This window comes from Brevibacterium sp. LAARM3_SD1, from assembly GCF_057364765.1.
Window position 1 is genome coordinate 1 of record NZ_JBNFOL010000028.1, and the last position, 17,119, is coordinate 17,119.

13 protein-coding genes and 1 riboswitch are annotated in these 17,119 nt (G+C 67.9%); of the genes, 6 read left to right on the forward strand and 7 right to left on the reverse strand.

Annotated features, from left to right (window positions below):
* Window positions 1-74 precede the first annotated feature (74 nt).
* Window positions 75-1,739 (reverse strand): DUF1684 domain-containing protein, encoded by a 1,665-nt coding sequence (locus AC2W7L_RS14300; protein WP_486004959.1) that lies wholly within the window; start codon window positions 1,737-1,739, stop codon window positions 75-77.
* A 133-nt stretch (window positions 1,740-1,872) separates the two neighbouring features.
* Here AC2W7L_RS14300 and AC2W7L_RS14305 point away from each other — a divergent pair, with 133 nt between their 5' ends.
* The 5 genes from AC2W7L_RS14305 to AC2W7L_RS14325 all read left to right on the forward strand — a co-directional run bounded on the left by AC2W7L_RS14305 (window position 1,873) and on the right by AC2W7L_RS14325 (window position 7,842).
* Window positions 1,873-3,177 (forward strand): M18 family aminopeptidase, encoded by a 1,305-nt coding sequence (locus tag AC2W7L_RS14305; protein ID WP_486004960.1) that lies wholly within the window; start codon window positions 1,873-1,875, stop codon window positions 3,175-3,177.
* 80 nt (window positions 3,178-3,257) lie between these two features.
* Window positions 3,258-3,366, forward strand: a riboswitch (TPP riboswitch).
* A complete protein-coding gene (gene thiC / locus AC2W7L_RS14310; RefSeq protein WP_486004961.1) occupies window positions 3,362-5,185 on the forward strand; it encodes a phosphomethylpyrimidine synthase ThiC in 1,824 nt (607 codons plus the stop codon). (Overlaps the previous riboswitch by 5 nt.)
* Window positions 5,186-5,283: 98 nt before the next feature.
* Window positions 5,284-6,063: an amidohydrolase family protein gene (locus AC2W7L_RS14315; protein ID WP_486004962.1), complete on the forward strand. Its 780-nt coding sequence runs from the start codon at window positions 5,284-5,286 to the stop codon at window positions 6,061-6,063.
* A gap of 43 nt (window positions 6,064-6,106) precedes the next feature.
* Window positions 6,107-7,699 carry a P-loop domain-containing protein gene (locus AC2W7L_RS14320; protein WP_486004963.1) on the forward strand — a complete coding sequence of 531 codons (1,593 nt, stop codon included), beginning with the start codon at window positions 6,107-6,109 and terminating at the stop codon, window positions 7,697-7,699.
* Entirely contained in the window at window positions 7,597-7,842 is a 246-nt protein-coding gene (locus AC2W7L_RS14325; protein ID WP_486004993.1) for a hypothetical protein, read from the forward strand. Before AC2W7L_RS14320 ends, AC2W7L_RS14325 begins: the two co-directional genes overlap by 103 nt.
* Window positions 7,843-7,894: 52 nt before the next feature.
* Here AC2W7L_RS14325 and AC2W7L_RS14330 read toward each other — a convergent pair whose 3' ends face one another.
* Genes AC2W7L_RS14330 through AC2W7L_RS14345 form a run of 4 tightly spaced genes read right to left on the reverse strand, consistent with a single transcriptional unit; the run spans window position 7,895 to window position 13,450 of the window.
* Window positions 7,895-8,875, reverse strand: coding sequence for an energy-coupling factor transporter transmembrane component T family protein (locus AC2W7L_RS14330; protein ID WP_486004964.1), 981 nt, complete (start codon window positions 8,873-8,875; stop codon window positions 7,895-7,897).
* Window positions 8,872-10,689 carry an ABC transporter ATP-binding protein gene (locus tag AC2W7L_RS14335; protein WP_486004965.1) on the reverse strand — a complete coding sequence of 606 codons (1,818 nt, stop codon included), beginning with the start codon at window positions 10,687-10,689 and terminating at the stop codon, window positions 8,872-8,874. Before AC2W7L_RS14335 ends, AC2W7L_RS14330 begins: the two co-directional genes overlap by 4 nt.
* Window positions 10,686-11,705, reverse strand: coding sequence for a DUF8171 family membrane protein (locus AC2W7L_RS14340; protein ID WP_486004966.1), 1,020 nt, complete (start codon window positions 11,703-11,705; stop codon window positions 10,686-10,688). Before AC2W7L_RS14340 ends, AC2W7L_RS14335 begins: the two co-directional genes overlap by 4 nt.
* The gene (locus tag AC2W7L_RS14345) at window positions 11,702-13,450 is read right to left on the reverse strand and encodes an HAD-IA family hydrolase (protein ID WP_486004967.1); all 1,749 of its coding nucleotides are present in this window, start codon (window positions 13,448-13,450) and stop codon (window positions 11,702-11,704) included. The genes AC2W7L_RS14340 and AC2W7L_RS14345 overlap by 4 nt, the downstream gene beginning before the upstream one ends.
* Before the next feature lie 136 nt (window positions 13,451-13,586).
* Between AC2W7L_RS14345 and AC2W7L_RS14350 the strand changes: the two genes are divergently transcribed.
* Window positions 13,587-14,603 (forward strand): LacI family DNA-binding transcriptional regulator, encoded by a 1,017-nt coding sequence (locus AC2W7L_RS14350; protein WP_486004968.1) that lies wholly within the window; start codon window positions 13,587-13,589, stop codon window positions 14,601-14,603.
* 133 nt (window positions 14,604-14,736) lie between these two features.
* Here the strand turns inward: AC2W7L_RS14350 and AC2W7L_RS14355 are convergent, their stop codons facing one another.
* Together AC2W7L_RS14355 and AC2W7L_RS14360 are read right to left on the reverse strand one after the other, a co-directional pair.
* Window positions 14,737-15,066 carry a hypothetical protein gene (locus tag AC2W7L_RS14355; protein ID WP_486004969.1) on the reverse strand — a complete coding sequence of 110 codons (330 nt, stop codon included), beginning with the start codon at window positions 15,064-15,066 and terminating at the stop codon, window positions 14,737-14,739.
* Window positions 15,063-17,087 (reverse strand): thioredoxin domain-containing protein, encoded by a 2,025-nt coding sequence (locus tag AC2W7L_RS14360; RefSeq protein WP_486004970.1) that lies wholly within the window; start codon window positions 17,085-17,087, stop codon window positions 15,063-15,065. The genes AC2W7L_RS14355 and AC2W7L_RS14360 overlap by 4 nt, the downstream gene beginning before the upstream one ends.
* Window positions 17,088-17,119: the final 32 nt, after the last annotated feature.

Sequence of the window (17,119 nt, forward strand, 5' to 3'; positions counted from 1 at the left end):
GGCGGCCCAGCAACCTCGCGCGAGGTTGCTGGGCCGCCGTCAGGTAGTTCGGGGAGGAAAGTGGACGCTGGGACTCAGCGGTGGTGACGGATGAGGGCGACCATGCGGTAGTCGAACTCCTGCCAGCTCGTGATCGGAGCATCGGATTCCATCGCCGCCTGGAGATCCTCGACCTCGGTGCGATCGGATTCGAGTGGGATGTCGAAGGGCATCTCCACATAGATCAGCCCGCTGGCATCGGTGTGGACGATGTCGAAACCGGCCTTTTCCGGGTCGAGTTCGTTGTTCATCACGATGAGCAGACGGTCCGCCGGCGCCTCGTATTCCCTCTCGATGCCATCGACATAGCCCTGCTGGGAACGCAGCTCCCGCTGAGCTTGGATGACGAACGCCGAGTACGCGCCGATGCCGATGACCGGAATCCGCGAGGTCAGCGCCTCCGTGGCGACATCGATGAGCCGCGACCGGGCCTTACGCCCCAGCGGTGACAGATCTCCGCCAGACATGGCGACCCCGTCGAAGCCGACGAGCGAGATCCGCCCATCGTCGTGGCTGGGGTTGAGGATCGTGATGTCGAGGCCGAAACGCGAGTACCAGGGGCGAGTCACCTCGGCGCTCTCTTCGTCCCACCACACGTAGAAGAGGAACGGCACGTTGATCCCAGCCTCCGAGTAGAAGAACGGAGGACGCCGCTCACCTGCGGTGACGTCGAAGGGAACGACGTTTCCCTCGATCGGGGCCGGGCAGGTGGCGAACGAGGTGAACGCGAACGGGTAGTTCACCGCCCGGTTGAAATCGATGACGAGCGACCCGTCCTGGTTCGGCACTCCGAGGTCGATGGTCCGCCACGACGAGGTGGTGCTCCCATTCGTCGAATCGTGGAAGTCCAGCTGGAGTCCGGTCTTCGGGCATCCGGTGGCGAGCAGGCTGACTTCGCCCTGCTGAGTCTCGAAGGTGACGATTCCCGCCGCCTGCGTCTGCAGCTGCAGGTCCTCCTGGGCGGTTTCGATCGTGTAGGTCCGGAACGGATCGAATCGGGTGAACCGAGCGAGGAAGACGAAGTCCGGGTCCGGGTCGAAGACCGGAACCTCGAAGAACTTCCCGAGCAGCGGGGACTTCGAATTGCGCACACGCACACCGAGGCGGCCGCCCCGGTCGATGAGTTCGTAGAGGACGTTGCCGACGGTGAACCAGTTGAGCGATCCGCCGGCAGGAAGCTTAGCGCTGAACCCGTTCTCCTCGACACGGACCTGGGGTCGGGCAGACACAGCGTCGTGTCCGCCGGATCCGGCATCGGCTCCCGCAACAGAATCGCCACCGGCAGAGCCAGAGCCTGCCACGCCCGCGTCGGATCCGCCCGCATTCACCTGGTCCGTGACCGTCGGCAGGGTCGAGGTGTCGCTGGGCACTGCCGGGCTGGTCGCCCGAGTCGGTCCGGAGTTGGTCCCACCCGAATCATTCGTCCCAACACCGCCACCGGCGCCTCCACCCGAGGCACCGCCGTTTTCGACCTTGCTGAGCAGATCGAACGTCTCGGCGGCGGGTCCGGCCTTGATGCCGGTTTTCAGGGACACGGTCACCCACCCGTCGTCGACGGTGAAAGTACCGGGGGCGTCGGTCCAGGTCGATTCGGCGTCGAGCCAGTGCAGTCCGACGACGCTGAGCCAGCCGAACGGTTTCGCCAGTGCCGAGTTTCGTGAGTCGCGCCAGGTGTTCCACTCCGTCACGAACTGGTTCACGTCGAACACTCCTTGCCGTCGCTGGTGCGGTCGCAGGGTCGCTGCCCCCGCCTGATTCTCGAACGCGGTGGCAACCCGGCGCCCGAGACCTGTCTTATGTCATCCAAACTACCGCAAACGATAGGCTGGGGAAATGAATGAATCACTCCCGAGACCGGACACGGCCGCGACGACAGCGGCCGACCTCGGCGACTTCGTCAGCGCATCCCCCAGCTCATACCACGCGGTGGCCACCGCTGCGAAACGGATGGAAGAGGCCGGATTCTCCCGTCTCGACGAGACCGTTCCCTGGGCGCTGACGCCCGGGACCGGGCACTACGTCATCCGCGACGGCGCGCTCATCGCTTGGATGAATCCCACCGTCACCGAGGCGGCTCCCCGGTTCCGCGTGTTCGGTTCCCACACCGATTCCCCCGCTTTCAAGCTCAAACCCGGCGGCGAGTACACCGTCGAGGGCACCCGTCAGGTGGGAGTCGAGATCTACGGCGGGCCGCTGCTGAATTCGTGGCTCGACCGCGAGCTCGCCTTCGCCGGGCGGCTCAGCCTTGCCGACGGCAGCATCGTGCTCGCCCGAACCGGGCCGATCGCCCGCATCCCGCAGCTCGCGATCCACCTGGACCGGCAGGTCAATGAAGGTCTGGCCTTGGACAAGCAGCGTCATACCGCTCCCGTCATCGGTCTGGCCGATCTCGCTGAGGCGGACATCATCGAACTGCTCGCCGCCTCCGCCGGCGTCGATGCCGAAACTGTCGTCGGTCACGACGTCTACACCATTCCCACTCAGGAGCCGGCCCTCTTCGGTGCCGCCGAGGAATTCTTCGCCTCGCCGAGGCTGGACAACCTGCTGTCCGTCCACGCCGGCGTCACCGCACTGACCCAGCTCGATGCCGATAGGCTCGACGGCATCCCCCTGTTGGCGGCCTTCGATCATGAGGAGATCGGGTCGAATTCGCGTTCGGGTGCGTGTGGTCCGTTCCTCGCCGATGTCACCGAGCGCATCGTCGCCTCATTGCTGCCGCAGTCGACGCGCAGCGATTATCTCGCATCGATGGCCTCCTCGGTGTGTGTCTCCTCCGATGCCGGGCATGCTGCCCATCCGAACTATCCGGAACGTCATGATCCGCATGTGCGCCCCCGCCTCGGCGGCGGTCCCCTGCTCAAGCTCAATGCTCAGCAGCGCTACGCCACGGATGCGGTCGGCACCGCGGTGTGGTCGCAGGCGTGCGCGGCCGCCGGAGTCGAATACCAGGATTTCGTCTCGAACAATGCGATGCCCTGCGGTTCGACGATCGGACCGCTGACCGCGACCCGTCTGGGAATGACCACCGTCGACGTCGGTCCTGCCCTGTACTCGATGCACTCGGCACGCGAAATGGTCGCGGTCTCTGACGTCGTCGCTCTCGGCGCGGCCGCGAAGGCGTTCCTCCAGGGCAGCTGACCGCCGCGCCGCATTTCCGGAGGGACTCGATTCCGCCGAAAGTGCAGTTGTCCTCACTGCGTCAGTCGTGATACGAATTGCACGACCCCACGGGAGCCCGCTGCAAGGGCTGAGATCGGACTGGATCGTCCGAGACCGTAGAACCTGATCCGGTTGATACCGGCGTAGGAAGTGAGGACTGCAGTTGACTGCATTCACCCCGGAAACACCTGCCCCAGCCACAGCTTCGCCTGACGCGGTTTCGTCTGCCGCAGCGGCGGACGACCAGTTCACCCTCGAGCAGTATCCGACGCATTCGCCGGCATGGATTGATGACGAGGAACACGGCATCCGCGTTCCCGTGACCCGCATCGATCTCGAGGACTCGAACGGCCGTGCCAACGATCCAGTCGATGTCTACCGCACCGTCGGACCGGGCAGCATTCCGGAGGAGGGGCTGCCGGCTCTGCGTTTTCCGTGGATCGAGAACCGCCTCGACACTGAGACGTATGACGCCCGCGGCCACCGCATCGCCGACGATGGTCGTGCGGCCGTACGCCGGGGTGCCCCGTCTCAGCAGTGGAAGGGACGCAAACCGGTTCCTCGTCGCGCCAAGGCCGGCCGCACGGTCACCCAGATGCACTACGCCCGGCAGGGCATCATCACCCCGGAGATGCGGTTCGTGGCGCTTCGTGAGCAGTGCGATGTCGAGCTCGTCCGTGCCGAGCTCGCCGCCGGTCGCGCGATCATTCCGAACAACATCAACCACCCCGAATCCGAGCCGATGATCATCGGTAAGGCGTTCCTCGTCAAGATCAACGCGAACATCGGCAACTCCGCAGTCACCAGCTCCATCGCCGAGGAGGTGCAGAAGCTGCGTTGGGCCGCGAAGTGGGGTGCCGACACCCTGATGGACCTGTCGACCGGCAATGACATCCATACCACCCGGGAATGGATCATCCGCAACTCCCCGATCCCCATCGGCACCGTCCCGATCTACCAGGCCCTGGAGAAGGTCGACGGCGATGCGAACGCACTGACCTGGGAGATCTATCGCGACACCGTCATCGAACAGTGCGAGCAGGGCGTGGACTACATGACCGTCCATGCCGGCGTGCTCCTGCGCTATGTGCCGCTGACGGCCGACCGGGTCACCGGGATGGTCTCCCGCGGAGGATCCATCATAGCCGGCTGGTGCTTGGCCCACCACGAGGAGAACTTCCTCTACACCCACTTCGACGAACTCTGCGAGATCTTCGCCCGCTACGATGTCGCGTTCTCACTCGGCGACGGGCTGCGACCGGGATCCATCGCCGATGCCAATGACGCCGCCCAGTTCGCCGAACTCGACACCCTGGCCGAGCTGACCGAAAGGGCCTGGGCCCACGACGTCCAGGTCATGGTCGAAGGGCCCGGGCATATTCCCCTCCACCTCGTGCGGGAGAACGTCGAACGCCAGCAGGAGCTGTGCCACGGGGCACCGTTCTATACCCTGGGTCCGCTGGTCACGGACATCGCACCCGGCTACGACCACATCACCTCGGCGATCGGGGCGACGGAGATTGCCCGCTACGGCACGGCGATGCTCTGCTACGTCACACCGAAGGAGCATCTGGGCCTGCCCGACCGCGACGATGTCAAGACCGGAGTGATCACGTACAAGATCGCCGCGCATGCCGCCGATGTCGCGAAGGGCCACCCCGGTGCGACGGCCCGCGACGATGCGCTGTCGAAGGCTCGGTTCGAGTTCCGGTGGCGAGACCAGTTCGCCCTCGGCCTCGATCCGGAGACTGCTGAGGCGTTCCACGATGAGACCCTGCCGGCCGAACCGGCGAAGACCGCGCACTTCTGCTCGATGTGCGGGCCGAAATTCTGCTCGATGCGCATCTCCCAGGACATCCGAGACACCTACGGCAGCGCCGAGGCGCAGGCAGCCCTGGCGGGAATGCAGCAGAAGAGCCGCGAGTTCCTCGCATCGGGAGGAGAAGTCTACCTGCCCGATCCGTCCGTCGGACTCAAGGCAGACTGACCGTCTTCAAGGCGTGGCGCGTCGATCGAACTGTGCACGAGTCGGCTTTCGCGCCACGCATTGAACGAGGGGCACGTCCGAGCCAGTAAGTTGACGGTATGAGCGAACTCCAGCATGCCTTCGACGCGCACCTGCACATCATCGATCCGAACCATCCGCTGATCGAGAACAACGGTTATCTGCCCGATCCGTTCACGGTCACTGATTATCGCGCGCGACTCCAGAGCCTCCCCGATGTGGGAGTCGAGATCGCCGGAGGCGCCGTCGTGTCCGGGTCATTCCAACGCTTCGACCAGGGATACCTCATCGACGCCCTGAGCGAATTCGGATCGAACTATGTCGGCGTCACCCAGCTGCCGGATGAGACCACCGATGATCAAATCCAGCGCCTCGACGCAGCCGGCATCAAGGCTCTGCGATTCAATATCGCCCGCGGTGGCTCGGCCACCCTCGACGCCCTCGACAGCTTTGCACGTCGGGTCCATGGCCTCGTCGGATGGCACGCCGAGCTCTATATCGACGCTCGCACGATCACTGAGGACCTCGCCGCACGCATCGCCTCACTTCCGGCGGTGAGCATCGATCATCTGGGCATGCACGAGGACGGACTGTCCACCCTGCTGCGCCTCGTCGAGGCCGGAGTCAAGGTCAAAGCCACTGGGTTCGGTCGTTTGGAGCTCGATCCCGCCGAGGCGGTCCGTCGCATCGTCGACACCGACCCGACCGCTCTGATGGTGGGGACCGACCTGCCGTCGACGCGGGCACGTCGCCCCTTCGCCGACGCTGATTTCGCGCTCCTTCGTCAGGTGCTCACCCCCGCCGAGGCGGACGCCGTGTTCTGGTCGAACGCGGCGAAGTTCTACGGCATCGAGCCTTGATCCGCTGAGTAGGCATTCATCTGTCACCAGTAATATGAGTGAAATGAGTTCACGTCAGTCGAATCTCGCCTCTACTCTGCATAACCTCGACGGTCGCAGCTACGGCAATCTCAAGCAGATCCGCGGCCGCTACACTTTCGGACCGGTCACCGTTTTCATCGACCGGGTCCAGGCCGATCCGTTCGCTTCCCCGTCGAAGGTCCGGGTCCGAGTCGACCGTGCCGATGCGAAGTTCCCGCTCGACCTCACCACTGATCGCGCCGACCGCATCGCCGCCGCCGATTATCTGCTCCGAGCCGGCAACGAGGTGCTTGCGAAGCTCGATCAGCGCGCACTCATCCTCGGCCACCCCGGGCAGGAGATCCTCGAGCGGACGAACATCCTCATCGACAACGCCGGGTTCGAGGCACGACTGCTCGTCAATCTGCCTGCGCGCGGCCGTCGCATCCTCGGCCATCAGGCAGCGGACATCCTCACCCGTGATCTGCCGGAATTCGCCGAACGGCTCTTCCTCTTCGACCGTTGGTCAGGCGCCCCAGCAGGCAGAGGAGGGAACACTCCCGCCCCATCGGCCCAGGGGCTCGCCGACCACGTCCAACTGCACCGGGATCAGCTGGAACTGCGCAGCCACCTCGGCGAAGCAGGACTCATCGGGTTCGTCGGAAATGGAGCGATTCTCCCGCGAAAATCCGGGGATTCGGACCTGCCGATGAAGTCCTCCGATGCGGTTGTCTTCACCTCCCCTCCCGAACTCGAGCACACGGTCGAACTCTCCAGCGGCCGCAGCATCACCGGGATGGGCATCCCACGCGGAGTCACCGTCATCGTCGGCGGCGGCTATCACGGGAAGTCGACGATTCTGCGCGCGCTCGAACGCGGCGTCTACCCGCATATCGCCGGCGACGGACGCGAATGGGTCATCAGCGACCCGACTGCCACCTCCATTCGAGCCGAGGACGGTCGCGCCGTCACCGGCGACGACATCTCGGCGTTCATCAACAACCTACCCTCGGGCTCTGACACGAGATTCTTCTCCACGACGAACGCCAGCGGGTCGACGTCTCAGGCGGCCAACCTCGTCGAGGCCCTCGAGACCGGGGCACGCACGCTGCTCATCGACGAGGACACCTCGGCGACGAACTTCATGATCCGCGATGACCGGATGCGTGCGCTCATCCCCGCCGAGCGCGAACCGATCACTCCGTTCGTCTCCCGCGTGCGCCCGCTGCTGACCGAGCGCGGGGTCTCCACGGTCCTCGTCGCCGGTGGTTCGAGTGCCTTCTTCGAGGTCGCCGACCTCGTCATCGCCCTCGACGCCTATGTCCCCGCCGATGTCACCGCCCGCGCCCGCGAGCTCGTGGGGCCGAGGACGGTGCCGGGCCCTCGGCCGAGGCCCCGGACGCAGTGTTCGCCGCTGCCCCGGCGCGCGTACCCACTGCCGGAGCGCTGCGACCGTCGTCGAAGACGAAATCGGCCAAGGCCAAGGGCCTCGACACGGTGCAGTTCGGTCGAAGCTTCATCGACCTCGCCGCCCTGTCCCAGCTCATCGACGGCCAGCAGACCGGTGCCATCGCCGAGGCGCTGGAGTACCTGGCCGAGATCTTCGACGGCACGACCTCCATCACCGAGGCGCTGACCGAGATCGACGCCATGCTCGATGCCCAGGGCATCGACGGGATCACCGGCCACCGCGCTCATCCCGGTCACCTCGCCCGCCCCCGGACACAGGAGATCGCCGCGGCGCTCAACCGCTTCCGCGGGCTCCGCCTCGTCGATTGAGACCGCCCGTGCCCAGGAGGCGGACGCTCCGTGCACAGGAGGCGGGCGGCTGTCACGGCACCAGTGCGCCGAACCAGTAGGAGGCGACGATGAGGACCACCGTGCCGACCAGCAGCGCCGCATCGACTGCTGTGAAGCGCAGGTGGGCCAGCCGCAGGCTGCGCGTGGCAGCAGTCGCCGTTCCGAACCCGCGGGTCTCGAGGCCTTCGACGGTGGTCCGGGTGCGTCGGGCGGTGTTGAGCATCAGCGGATAGAAGGACTGCACGGCGATGCCTCCCAACCGCGCGAATGTCCGCCAACCGAGGAATCCGTGCCCCCGAGGCGGGGCTCCGCGCAGTCGGTGCCCATCGACGATCGTCTGGAACTCGGTCACCAGCAGCGGCACCATCCGGTAGCCGTAGCTGACGCCGAACCCGACGACGGCGGGGACCCGCAGGGCCTGGAATCCGTCGGAGAGCTTCTCCGGTTCGAGGGAGACGAACGCGGCCATGCTCACCAGGGATACCGTGCCCAGTTTGAGGGAGGTCTGCAGCAGTCCGGTCAGCGCACCGACATCACCGCCGAGGATCAGCACGAGCACGAGCACATAGATGCCCTGCGTGATGAGGCCGACGACGAAGAGCCCGAGCAGGAGCGGGCCGATCCGTGCGGACAGGGCCGCGACCGCGGCGAGCGCGAACAGGGTCGTGAGCACCGTGAGGTCGTAGGTCAGCCAGGGCGCGATCGCGCAGATGACGTACCAGATGATGACCGCCCGGGGATCCCGTCGGGAGAGGAATCCGCCGCGTGAGGCATAGGCGACCCGCATGAGTTCGAGGGTGACCCATTCGACGGAGAGTCGGCCTCGGTCCTTGCGCTTGCGGCCGCCCTCCCTGTCCTTTCCGTTCCCGGACTGGGAGGCCGGGCTGTCGGGGTCATAGGCGGTCAGATCGCGAACGGCCGAGCCTGCCGGTGCGGTGCCTGCTGTCCGGGCAGCGCTGTGCGTCTGCGCGGTGGCCTCCGGCGGGGCGGAACTGGGGTGGACGGCGGTCATCTCACAACCTCCTCGGCGTGGGTCGTACGGGTGATCAGGTCCGGCAGCGACAGCGGGATCGGGTCGAGGCCGAGCTGCTGGCCCAGCTGCGTCACCTGCGGTGGGACCAGGCGTGCGCGATCGAGCAGGTCCTGATCGGCGAAGAGTCCGGTCGGGTCGGTGTCGGCGATGATGCGACCGTGGTCGAGGACGATCACGCGATCGGACCATTCGGCCACGAGGTGCATATCGTGGGTGGCCACGACACTGCAGAGGATGTGCTCGGCCAGGGCGTCGAGCATGTCGATGACATCATCGCGGGAGCGCAGGTCGAGGCTTGAGGTCGGCTCGTCGAGCAGCAGCAGGGTCGGACGCATCGCCAGCCCGATCGCCAGGGTCGCTCGCCGCTGCTGCCCGCCCGAGAGCAGGCGCCCGTCACGGTCACCGACCTGACTGAGTCCGACCCGGTCGAGGACCTCGGCGGTGATCTCCGCGGCGTCGGGCAGCCCGCGCGAGCGCGGGAACATGCCGATATCGGCGCTGATGGAGTCCTGGAGGAACATCTGGTCGGGGCGTTGGACGAGGTAGCACACTGTTCCGGCCAGTTCCGAGGGGCTGAGCCTGCTCGTCTCCTGCCCGTCGATGACGACGCTGCCGTCCCGGGGCAGCTTCATCCCCGACAGCGTCGACAGCAGAGTGGATTTGCCGGCCCCGTTCGAGCCCACCAGCGCCACTCGCTCACCAGCGTGCAGACGCAGATCGAGATCGTCGATGACGGTGCTGCGAGCTCCGCTGATCGTCTGGTATCCGACGGTGACGCCGCGGACCTCGGCCACGGTCCGCCCGACGCCCGAGGCCGGACCGGTCGTCATCAACTCCGGGACCGGGTCGGCCGCGGCCGTTGCCCGAGCAGACCCGTCCACGGCCGGGTCTGCGGGTCTGTCGAGAGCGGGGCCGGTCAGGTCCGTCGCGCTCACGTCCGGGCCGAGGGCGTCTCGGACCGCCTCGGCGCACTCCTCGATCGTCAGCGGTGCGGACCTGATCCCACGGGCGACGTCGGGCACGAGGGCGCGGGCGGCCGCGACCACCTGGGGTGCGGGGATGTCAGCGGCCTCGAGGTCGGCGGTGCGAGACAGCGCCTCGGCGACGGGAAGGCACCAGCTGACCTGTCCTTCGGACATGAGCACGACGGTCTTCGCGTACTTCGCCACGAGCTCGGCGTGATGCTCGATGACGATGATGGTGATGCCGCGCTCATTGAGCCGGGCGAGGTGGTCGTAGACGACGGCGGCCCGCAGCGGGTCGACCTCGGCGGCGGGTTCGTCGACGACGATGATGTCCGGAGCCAGGGCGAGCACACCGGCCAGGGCGGTCAGGTGCTGCTGTCCGCCGGAGAGCTGCCAGGTCTGGGCATCGGCGATGTGGGCGATGTCGAGGTCGTCCAGCACCGCCTCGGTGCGTTCCCGCCAGTCCTCGCAGCCGAAGTTGAGGGGACCGAAGGAGATGTCGTCGCGCGGGGTCGGCCGCACGATCTGGTTGCCGAAGTCCTGGAACACGTAGCCGACGTCCCGGGCGATCTCGCCGACGGTGCGGTGGGCCGTGCTGCGGCCGTTGCACCGGACCGTGCCCGAGATGTCGCCGTTCCAGAAGTGCGGGATGAGCCCGTTGAAGGACTTGCACAGCGTCGTCTTGCCCGAACCGTTGCCGCCGACGACGGCGACGAAGTCTCCCCGCTCGATGCGCAGGTCGACTCCGCGCAGGGACTCGACGGGGCTGCCCGGGTAGCGGAATCGCAGGTCGCTGACCTCGATGGCCGGCGTCGTCTCCCGGTTCATCGCCGCCCCTCGCCCTCACCGACGCTCCGACGGCGGCGCTTGCTCGCGACTGCCAGCACGATGATGATGCCGAGGGCGACGACCACGGCGCCGAAGACGGCCAGCAAGCCGAATCCGGGCTGTCCGTCGGCCCCGAGTTCGAAGCTGCCGATCGTTGACAGGCCCTGCTTGCCGACGAACTCCTCCCAGGCGGCCAGCAGTGCGATCGCGGCGGCAGCGACGACGGCGAACACGGCCACGAGCCAGAACCCGATCCCGCCGGGTCCCCTCAGCCGCGGAGGGTCGGCGGGGTCGCGGGGGCGCAGACCCATGATCGGTTCGATCTTTCCGTAGAGTCGCGGTGCCAGCCAGATCGCGGGCAGGATGCCGAACAGGACGCCTGAGAACGCGACGGTGACGATGATGTCGAGGCCTTCGGCGATGACGAAGGCGGAGAAGAGCCCATCGGATTCCTCGAGTGTTTCGGGATCGATGCCGACGGCGACCTTGACGATGTCGATGATGCCGCCGCTGACCTTGTCGATGAGCACCATCGTCACGCAGGCCAGGGCCAGCTGCGACCGGCGGCAGGGATCGCGGACGATCACACCGGCGATGTAGATCGCCAGGGCCGTTTCGAGGTAGCCCTCGAGTTCGCTGAGTCCGGCGAAGTCGCCGAGGAGCATATCGGAGAACACGAGCTCACCGAGGGGAGCGCCGAGGGCGACCCAGACCGGGTTGAGCAGCGCGGCGAGGACGACGGCGATGAAGGAGAAGTAGGACACCCCGAGTTCGAGCGGTCCGACCGAGATCTCGGGCAGCACCGAGGCGACGATGTCGCCGACTCCGTAGAGCGTCATGGACAGGACGAGGATCATCAGCTTCTGCGAACTCGACAGACCGTCGCCGGACCGTCGCAGTTCGGCCGATTCGAAGGAATCGGAGCTGGGTGTTCGTGTGGGCGCGGAGGCGGATCGCGCGGACTCGCTGGGTGTTCGTGTGGGGTCGTCGGGTCCTGGCTGCGCCGAGCGGATCATGATCGTCCTTTCGTCGACGTCGCAGTCGGCTGCGAGTCGGGCTGAGATGAAACAGTGGGAGCGAAGACGAGCGGGAGCAGGTCCTCGATCGAGTCGAGGAGGTGGTCGGGCCGAAGCGTCGGGTCGGAGGCGATGGCCTCCTCCAGCTCGTCGTCGCCGGTGGCCCCGCCGCGCACGATCACGACGGTGCCGACTCCGCCGGCCCGGGCGGCCGGAACGTCCCGGTGCGGTTTGTCGCCGACGAACCAGGCCCGGCGCGGGTCGGCATCGACGGCGGTGAGGACGGTCCGCACTCCCAAAGGGTCGGGTTTGCGGCGGCCGACTTCGTCGGAGTAGGCGTGAGCGGCGATGAGGTCGAGCAGTCCCTGGTCCTCGAGCAGGCTGCGGATCCCCCGTCCGGACACGGTGTTCGACACGATGCCGACCGGGATCCCGAGCTCGCCCGCGGTGCGCAGCAGCTCGACGATGCCCGGTCGCGGCGTTCGTGCCGACTTCACTCGCGAGTAGTCGTACATCAGGCGGTGGGCCTCGGCGTGCAGCCAGGCGGCGACCGCGTCCGGGTCACCGGGCAGTTCGGGTCCGACGAGTTCGGCCCAGAACGTGACCGGGTCGATCTCGGGAACCGGACCGCCGTTGACGGACTCGTGTGCGGCCTTCCACTCCTTGTGCCGGATGCGGCCGGAGGCGAGCCCGGAGGCCGCTTGGTCGGCGGTGGTGGCGTGGCCTGCCGCGCTGAGCCCTTCGGCCAGCCGTGCGGTGAAGGCCGCGAGGCCGAGCTCGTCGGGCTCGGAGGTCGAGATCACTCCCCCATGGTCGAGCAGCAGCGCCGACGGCAGCCGGTCGCTCTCGCTCACCCCCAAAGGAACGGGCCGACCGGCGGCCGCCTCGGCGAGGGTGGGGCCCGCGGACGAGGACCGCACGGTCCTCCGCAGCGCCGGGACGATGCCGCCAGGCTCGTCGACGACGAGGTCGGCGCGTTCGGTCACGGGGAACGGCGGTGTGTCGGTGTGGTGCGAGCGCGTGACCATCACGGCCGCGACGCCCGCTCGTCGTCCGGCCACGACATCGCGGTCGAGCGTGTCGCCGACGTACCAGCACCGCCGGGCACTGGTGCCCAGGGCCCGGGCGGCGAGGTCGATGATGCCCGGGTGCGGTTTGCGGATGCCGACCTCATCCGAATAGAGCTGGACGGCGAATCGCCCGGTCAGGCCGGTCTGGTCGAGGATGGCCCGGTGGGCTCGGCCCGAGTGGGCGTTGGACACGATGCCGACGGGCACGCCGAGCTCGGCGGCGGTGTCGAGGAGTTCGACGAGACCGGTGCGCAGGGTGTGCTCGGAGCTGCGGGTGGTCAGTTCGCGCTGGAGTTCGCCGGCATGACCGACGAGGACCTCGCGTTCGGCGGCCGGAAGCGGCGAAGCGTAGAAGTCGCGCCAGATGGTGCGGTGGTCGAGCTCGATCGGCTCGAGCAGACGCGATTGGCTGTTCTTCCAATCGCGCAGAGCGACCCCGCCTCCGGCGAAGACGGACGCGAGCTCGTCCGGGCTGCGGTGGTGTCCGGCCTGGGCCAGCAGCTCCGCGGCGATCCGGGCGACCTCGAGGCCGGCCTCCGGCCTCTTGCGAGTGGAGAAGACGACTCCGCCGAAGTCGAGCAGCAGCGCATCGGGACGCAGGGTCGGCGTCGAGTCATCGTCCCTGGCGGCAGCGGTGCGGCCGGAAGGGGTCAGGAGGGTTTCTGCAGTCGTCATAGTTGACGAGATTAGGGACGGTCGACGAATTCGGGGCGTCGCCGCGACGGATTCCAGGTGAACGGCATGGGAATTCTGGAACGTTCCATAACAGGTGGTGACCGTCGCCGGTCCACTCTGGGGCAAAATGGTCGATATGCCTCACAGACCGACGATCAATGATGTGGCCGCGCACGCCGGTGTATCGAAGTCACTCGTATCCCTGGCGCTGCGCGGGGATGCGGGGGTCGGCGAGGCCGCCCGGACGCGGATCCTGGAATCGGCCGATGCGCTGGGATATCGTTCGAACATCCTCGCCCGCAGCCTGCGCCAGGGCAGGACGATGACCATCGGCGTCGTCCTCTCGAGCCTGACCAACCCGTACCACACCGAGGTCGCCGCCGCCGTCGAGGAGGCCGCGGAGCACGAGGGGCTGTCGGTCCTGCTCGCCCACGGCACGCACCGACGGGACAGGCTCGAGGCACGGATCGATCTGCTCCTCGACCTCAGCGTCGACGGCCTGGTCATCGTGTCCTCATGGATCGGCGCCGAGGCACTCGAGCGGGCCGGAAGGCGAGCGCCGGTGGTCATGGTCGGCCGCACGGAGGACAAGGTGCCCGGCGTCGACAGCGTCAACAACGATGACGAGCACGGGGCGAGCCTGGCCATCGACCACTTCCTCGCCGCCGGCCACACTCGCATCGCCCATGTCAGCGCTTCGTCCCGCCCCTCGGGTGCGGCCCGTCGTCGCGGGTATCTCCGAGCCATGGACACGGCCGGGCTGGACGGGAATGCACGGATCATCGACCGGTCCACCGACGCCGAGGCGCTGCCCAACCAGCTGTCAGAGGCCCTGGCCGATGGCTTCGATGCGTTCTTCGCCCGCAATGACGTCGAGGCCCTCGACGTCATTGCCGCCGCTGCCGATCTGGGGCATGAGGTGCCCGAGTCGATCGGCGTCATCGGCTACGACGATTCGGCGCTGGCGCGTCGGGCCCGCCCCGGTCTGACCTCGGTCCGGCAGCACGCCGAGGTGCTCGGCGCCCGCGCCGTCGAACTGCTCAGGAGCCGAATCGGCGGGCGCAGCGATGACATCCACGACGTCGTCGAACCGCGACTGCGCGTGCGCACCTCGACGCGCAGTCCCGCGACGGCCGCCGACGACGCCGGCTGAGGTCGCGGGATCGGCTGAGACCCGCGGGCGGGGTCTGCTGAGGCCGCGAACGCGGGCGCGGCCGGCCGGCTGAGGCCTGCGGGCGCGGCCGGTCAGGTCGTGCGCGGCCGACAGAGATCCCGGCACAAGGTCGTCACTGCGCCAGCAGCTGCTCGAGTTCGTCGACCGTGCGCACCGGCAGCGAGCACTGGGTGCCGCGGCAGACGATCGCCGTCCCGTCGGGCACCTCGATGGTCGCCCCGTCCGGTCCGGGCACCCCGGTGGTCTCGACGATGAGGGTGACGGCGGGATTCCTGGCCGCGGTCCCGCGCAGCTCTTCGTCCCGACCGGCGACCCGCACCGGGGCCAGAGCGCGCTCGGCCTGCCAGAGCCCGTGACCGCAGCCGCGCGGTGCGCGTTCGGCGATCGCCCGGTAGGCGCCGAGGAGTCCGTCGCGCAGATCGAGCAGACGACCGGCCGTCAAGGTTTCATCGGCCCTTTCGGTCTCGGCTCCGAGTTCGGCGAGCAGGAGCACGGCCTCGGCGGCGGCCGATCGCCCCGACGGCACCGTGTTGTCCACGGGGTCCGAGGCCCGGACATCGAGGATCTCATCGCCGAGGGAGTCACTGACCTCGAGGACATCGTCCTCCTCGCCGATGAAGAGGTCGAGCATCCGCACACCCAGCCCCGCCAGAGTCGGCACCGAGGCGACCGGCGCCGAGGCGGCCGCACCCGGCAGCTGACCGACCGTGATCCCGGCGGTGATGAACTGCGCCCAGTCGGCCAGCCCGCCTCTGCCCGGCCCGGCGACACCGTCGGTGAAGCTGCGGCGCAGGTCGGCGAGCCGGCCCGTCGAATCGAACCGGGCGTGCATCGCGACCAGAAGCGCAGGGCGGCCTGCCCCCATTCCTCGGCGTCGCCGGAGCCCTCGGCGCCTGTGGTGTCCGGGTTCTGCGCGCCCGCGGTGCCGGGCTCGACGGCCCCCTTGTACAGGGCCGCCTCGGCGAGGACGGTGATGGCCAGGGAATTCCACTCGGTGATGATCTTCTCATCGCGGGCCGGCTGCGCACGTCGGGCGCGGATCGCCGCCAGCGTCTCCCGCTGGGCCCGAGTCGCGTCGATGTCCCAGGGCGCGGGGTGCTCGGCGTCGAAGGGCACGTCTTCCATGCCGAGCCAGTCGATGATGCGCACGGCCGCGACCACCTGGCCGGATAGTTCGCCCCCGGCCGGGGAATCGACAAGCCCGAGCAGACCGGCCTGCCCGGCTTCCGCGAATTCCTCGGGGGTGAAGACGTAGGCTGCGCCCTCTTCGGAGTCTCCCGCCGAGTTGAGCGAATCCGCGTCGAGTGCGGCGATGAACCCGTCGTCGGTCGACAGGTCGCTGATCAGGAAGTTCGCGGTGTCGGCGATCTCGCGTTCGGCCAATGCGAGCCATTTGGACGCCGGGTCCAGGGTGCGTTCGACCTTCGCCCAGGCGACGACGGCGCGCAGGTAGAGGGCGTTGTCGTAGAGCATCTTCTCGAAGTGCGGCACGAACCACTGCCGGTCGACGCTGTAGCGGGCGATTCCACCTCGCACCTGGTCGCGCATGCCGCCGCTGGCGATCCGAGCCAGCGTCGAACGCACCGCGATGAGGCAGTCGAGGACGAGTTCGCCGGTCAGGTGCCCGTCGGCGCCGAGCCAGCCGAGCCGTCCTTCGGCCCGGACCCGATCCATCGGATGTTCAGCGGCCGCTCCCCCGTTCGCCGAGGCGGTCCCACCGGTTCCCGGGCGCGCCGAATCACCGCTGTCGGGTCCCTCACCCGCCGAGGCGGTCCCACCCAAGCGCACGAACGCCGCGAGGAGCTGGAGGACGTTCATCATCGGCGGGAACTTCGGTGCACCGCCGAACCCGCCCCACGCCGGATCGTAGGAATCGAGGAGCGCCGCGGCGGCGGAATCGAGTTCATCCGGGGTCAATGACTCCGCGGTTGCCTCGGCGGGAAGAGCACTCGTCACGGCATCGGCTATTTCGGCCAACCCGCGGTCCATCCGGGACGTCATCTGGTTGACTTCCTCGCGGCGGTCCGTCCAGGTCGCCGATACGGCCGAGAGCACCCGCGTGAATGCGGGCAGGTTTCCTCGCGGCGCGGGCGGGAAATAGGTGCCGGCGTAGAAGGGGCTGCCGCTCGGGGTGGCGAAGATCGTCATCGGCCAGCCGCCCTGTCCGGTCATCGCCTGCAGCGCGTTCATGTAATAGGCGTCGATGTCCGGCAGTTCCTCGCGGTCGATCTTCACGGGCACGAACCGGTCGTTCATCAGCGTCGCGACTGCTTCGTCCTCGAAGGATTCGTGCGCCATGACGTGGCACCAGTGGCAGGTGGAGTATCCGATCGAGATGAGGAGGGGGACGTCACGGCGGGCCGCCTCGGCGAGGGTTTCCTTCGTCCACATCCGCCAGTCCACGGGATTGTCCGCGTGCGCGCGCAGGTAGGGGCTGGTCGAGTCGGCGAGTTCGTTCGGCATGACCCCAGCGTCTCATTTCGGGCGGTCTCGTG